This window comes from Microcystis sp., assembly GCF_048564745.1.
Lineage (GTDB): Bacteria > Cyanobacteriota > Cyanobacteriia > Cyanobacteriales > Microcystaceae > Microcystis > Microcystis ichthyoblabe_A.
Genome location: NZ_JBLZRT010000088.1, coordinates 1 through 3,309 on the forward strand (window position 1 = coordinate 1; position 3,309 = coordinate 3,309).

Here is a 3,309-nt window from a genome sequence, read left to right on the forward strand (position 1 = left end):
AGTTTTAAGTTTTAAGTTTTAAGTTTTAAGTTTTAAGTTTTAAGTTTTAAGTTTTAAGTTTTAAGTTTTAAGTTTTAAGTTTTAAGTTTTAAGTTTTAAGTTTTAAGTTTTAAGTTTTAAGTTTTAAGTTTTAAGTGAATAGTATTAAGCGACAAGCTCGGAGCTGCCTTTTTACTGATTACTGTTGACTGTTTAATGTTTACTGATTACGGCTCTCTTATTCTTTGTGTGATAAGTTTAACTTACATTATGATCGATCAGTCTTTGTGTCCTCTGTGTCTTTGTGGTTCCTTCCACTCACTCGCTAGGAGGAATGTATCTTAGAATACATTTTACCCACCAAACCTAAGAGAGCCTGGTCACTGATCACTGTTTACTGTTTACTGATCACTGAAAAATGAACCTACCCAACTCGATTACCCTATCGCGACTCTTGGGACTGCCATTAATTTTATACTGGTTGCATCAAGGCACAGAAATCGATCGCTGGTTAAGTTTAATTATCTTTCTGATTGCTGCCAGCACCGATTGGCTCGATGGTTATCTAGCGCGAAAATTAAAGCAAATCACCGAATTAGGTAAATTTCTCGACCCTTTAGTCGATAAATTGCTGGTTCTCGCTCCTCTTTTAGCTCTGATTGAAATGGATTTAATTGCCGCTTGGGGAGTATTTTTGATTCTCGCTCGCGAATTAGCGATCGCTGGTTGGCGCATTAATCCCAATTTAACGGGAAATAGCGACATAAAAGGAGCTAATTGGTGGGGAAAAAGCAAAACAGTCAGCCAAATTGTCGCTATCGCTCTCTTGATTGCTCCCTTGCCTTCTGAATATAACTTAATTGCTCAGGTGGCTTTTTGGCTATCGGTGACATTAACTTTAATTTCTGGGGTGATTTATATCACCCCCAACCGAAAATTAACAGAAAATTCAGAAAAACTTAATCATTAGCAATAATTGAGGAAACAAACCTAAAAAATAACGATAGCCTAATCGGTGGTGATGGCAACGATAACCTAAACGAAGGCCTTGACACCATCACCGATTTTAACCCTACTGGGGGCAACGCCGATACTATCCAAGTTTCTACCGCTGGTTTCGGGAGTGGACTGACTGCGGCTGCTTTGTTGGCTACACAATTCCAGTTCGGTGCGGAGGCTCTCTTACTCTTTGTGTGATAAGTTTAACTTATATTAGGAATGATCGATCTTTGTGTCTTTGTGGTTCCTTCCACTAATCCCAGGATAGGGGGTTAAAATGCGTCTGAGCTTACTTTAAACTGAAGTTCGCTCGAATAGTCAAAACCTGAGTAAGCTATACTGCATTTAAACCGCCTCTCAGGAACTTTAGTACAAAAGCTCAAACTCCTGCTCCGCGTCTCCGGCACTCCCATGCAGTCTTAACGAGTAATTTAAATAGTCAACATCTTATGACAGAACTTTGCATCGTCTTCCGATGCGGCATGGTTAAATTTAGCCTAGCAGATGCTTGTCCCCAAGAATAATCTGGGAAACAAGCCCCCCAAAAAATAGTTGCATTTTTTTTCCCGGTATATAATAATCGGGAGGAAGATTGTCAAACTCTTCAGATTCAAACAAATCATTCAAAGGAAAAACTATGGCCATTACTGTAGACTTCTCTGGCTCTGCCATTGGTGTTTCTTTCACTGCTGGGAGTGCGACAGTTGCCCAGTTACTGAACGCCAATCCTACTCTCCCCATTTCTCTGCCAGCAACAGGCCTTACCGCCGATAATCTCACTTTCATTGGCGTTTTCGCTCCCGCTCAAGGCAGCAGTACGGTTTGGAGAATAACCAACTTCGGCCCTGCTGTTTCTAGCGCAACCCTTTCCCAGGTCGGTGGAGTCTATTCTACGACCCTTTCCCTGCCAGCAAATAGCTTTACCTTTGTTAGCGCTGGGACTACCGACACTTATCAACTAACAATCGACGGTGCTACTATCACGAAAGCCGCAGGTACCACAACCATATCTCTGGGCAATCCACCAGCACCCGCCGGTCAAACTACCGTCTCAAGAATCGATTCAAACGTTCCCCATAACATTATAGGTAGTAACTTCAATGATACCCTCACCGGCGGGGGCAATACCGATACCATCGACGGTGGGGCGGGAGACGATAACATCGTTGGTCTTCAGGGCGGCGATAGTATTCTAGGCGGCACTGGAAACGATGCTATTCAAGGCAATTCTGGAGGCGATACCATCAACGGTGGAGCTGGAGCCGATACCATATTTGGTGGTACCATCGGCGATACCATCACTGGTGGTACTGGTACTGATCGTTTTGCTTACGCTGCTTCCAATGAGGGCGCTGACACCATCACCGATTTTAGCACCGGGGTTGACACTGATTCTATCCAAATCTCCGCCTCTGGCGGCGGTTTCGTCAATGGCGGACTGACTCTTGGTCTTTTGACTGGTACGCAATTCCTTCGGGGTGCGGGAGTTGTTGCCGCTACTGATAACTTGCAAAGATTCCTCTATAATACCACTGATGGTGCTTTACGGTTTGACGCAGATGGTACTGGTGGCGCTTTTGCGCCGGTTCTACTCGCAACCCTTACTGGTGCGCCAGCAGCCTTCGACCACGGCTATATTGTCATTGTCTAATCTATGCCTGTCCATCCCCTGCGGTGGGTTGGGCAGTTGTGGATTTTTGGGGTAAAACTAAGCCACCAGAAATAATATTTGCGGGTGTGTTAGCTAGGGCTAGGACACCCTTATTACTTTAAAGCATTAGTAAAGGGAGCTTGAGAGCCATTGGCATTAGTTTTGTGTGGTGATTAAGTAGCTGGTTATAATTAAATTAAAAATGGATTTTAGGTTCGATCCCCCCTAGCCCCCCTTGATAAGGGGGGAAGCCGAAGGCGGGGGGATCCCCCTTGATAAGGGGGGAAGCCGAAGGCGGGGGGATCCCCCTTGATAAGGGGGGTGCCGATCCCCCCTTAGTCCCCCCTTGATAAGGGGGGTGTCTGACAACTTTTAACGCCTACCTACTTAACTGACGGTGATAATCGCCCCATAACCGGGCTGCCTGTTGACTACTGCCGGAAGTGGGAGAATTGTTATCATTTCCTAACCAAATGCCCGTCACCCAGTGGCGACGGGGAAGATAACCGATAAACCAGAGGTCCACATAATTATTAGTGGTTCCCGTTTTACCCGCTTCTCCCATGCCAACACTGGCAGCGCCTCCTGTACCATTAGTTATCACCCCCCGCAATAGGCTATTCATCGTCTCGGCGGTTTTAGGGGAGATTACCTGCTGATTTCTATCGCTATCCTCGCCA

Annotated in this window: 4 protein-coding genes; 2 read left to right on the top strand and 2 right to left on the bottom strand. The window is 45.3% G+C overall.

Going from position 1 to position 3,309, the window contains the following annotated elements:
• Window positions 1-397: 397 nt before the first annotated feature.
• Window positions 398-949, top strand: a complete 552-nt coding sequence (pgsA, locus tag ACOCD9_RS11110) for a CDP-diacylglycerol--glycerol-3-phosphate 3-phosphatidyltransferase (protein WP_287702737.1) — start codon at window positions 398-400, stop codon at window positions 947-949.
• A 521-nt stretch (window positions 950-1,470) separates the two neighbouring features.
• Here pgsA and ACOCD9_RS11115 read toward each other — a convergent pair.
• Window positions 1,471-1,623, bottom strand: coding sequence for a hypothetical protein (locus tag ACOCD9_RS11115; protein ID WP_419547471.1), 153 nt, complete (start codon window positions 1,621-1,623; stop codon window positions 1,471-1,473).
• On the opposite strand from ACOCD9_RS11115, the gene ACOCD9_RS11120 reads away from it, so the two are divergent.
• The gene (locus ACOCD9_RS11120) at window positions 1,616-2,629 is read left to right on the top strand and encodes a calcium-binding protein (protein ID WP_419547472.1); all 1,014 of its coding nucleotides are present in this window, start codon (window positions 1,616-1,618) and stop codon (window positions 2,627-2,629) included. The genes ACOCD9_RS11115 and ACOCD9_RS11120 overlap by 8 nt on opposite strands.
• 379 nt (window positions 2,630-3,008) lie before the next feature.
• Here ACOCD9_RS11120 and ACOCD9_RS11125 read toward each other — a convergent pair.
• The coding region (locus ACOCD9_RS11125; RefSeq protein WP_419547473.1) for a penicillin-binding transpeptidase domain-containing protein at window positions 3,009-3,309 on the bottom strand (301 nt) is incomplete at its 5' end.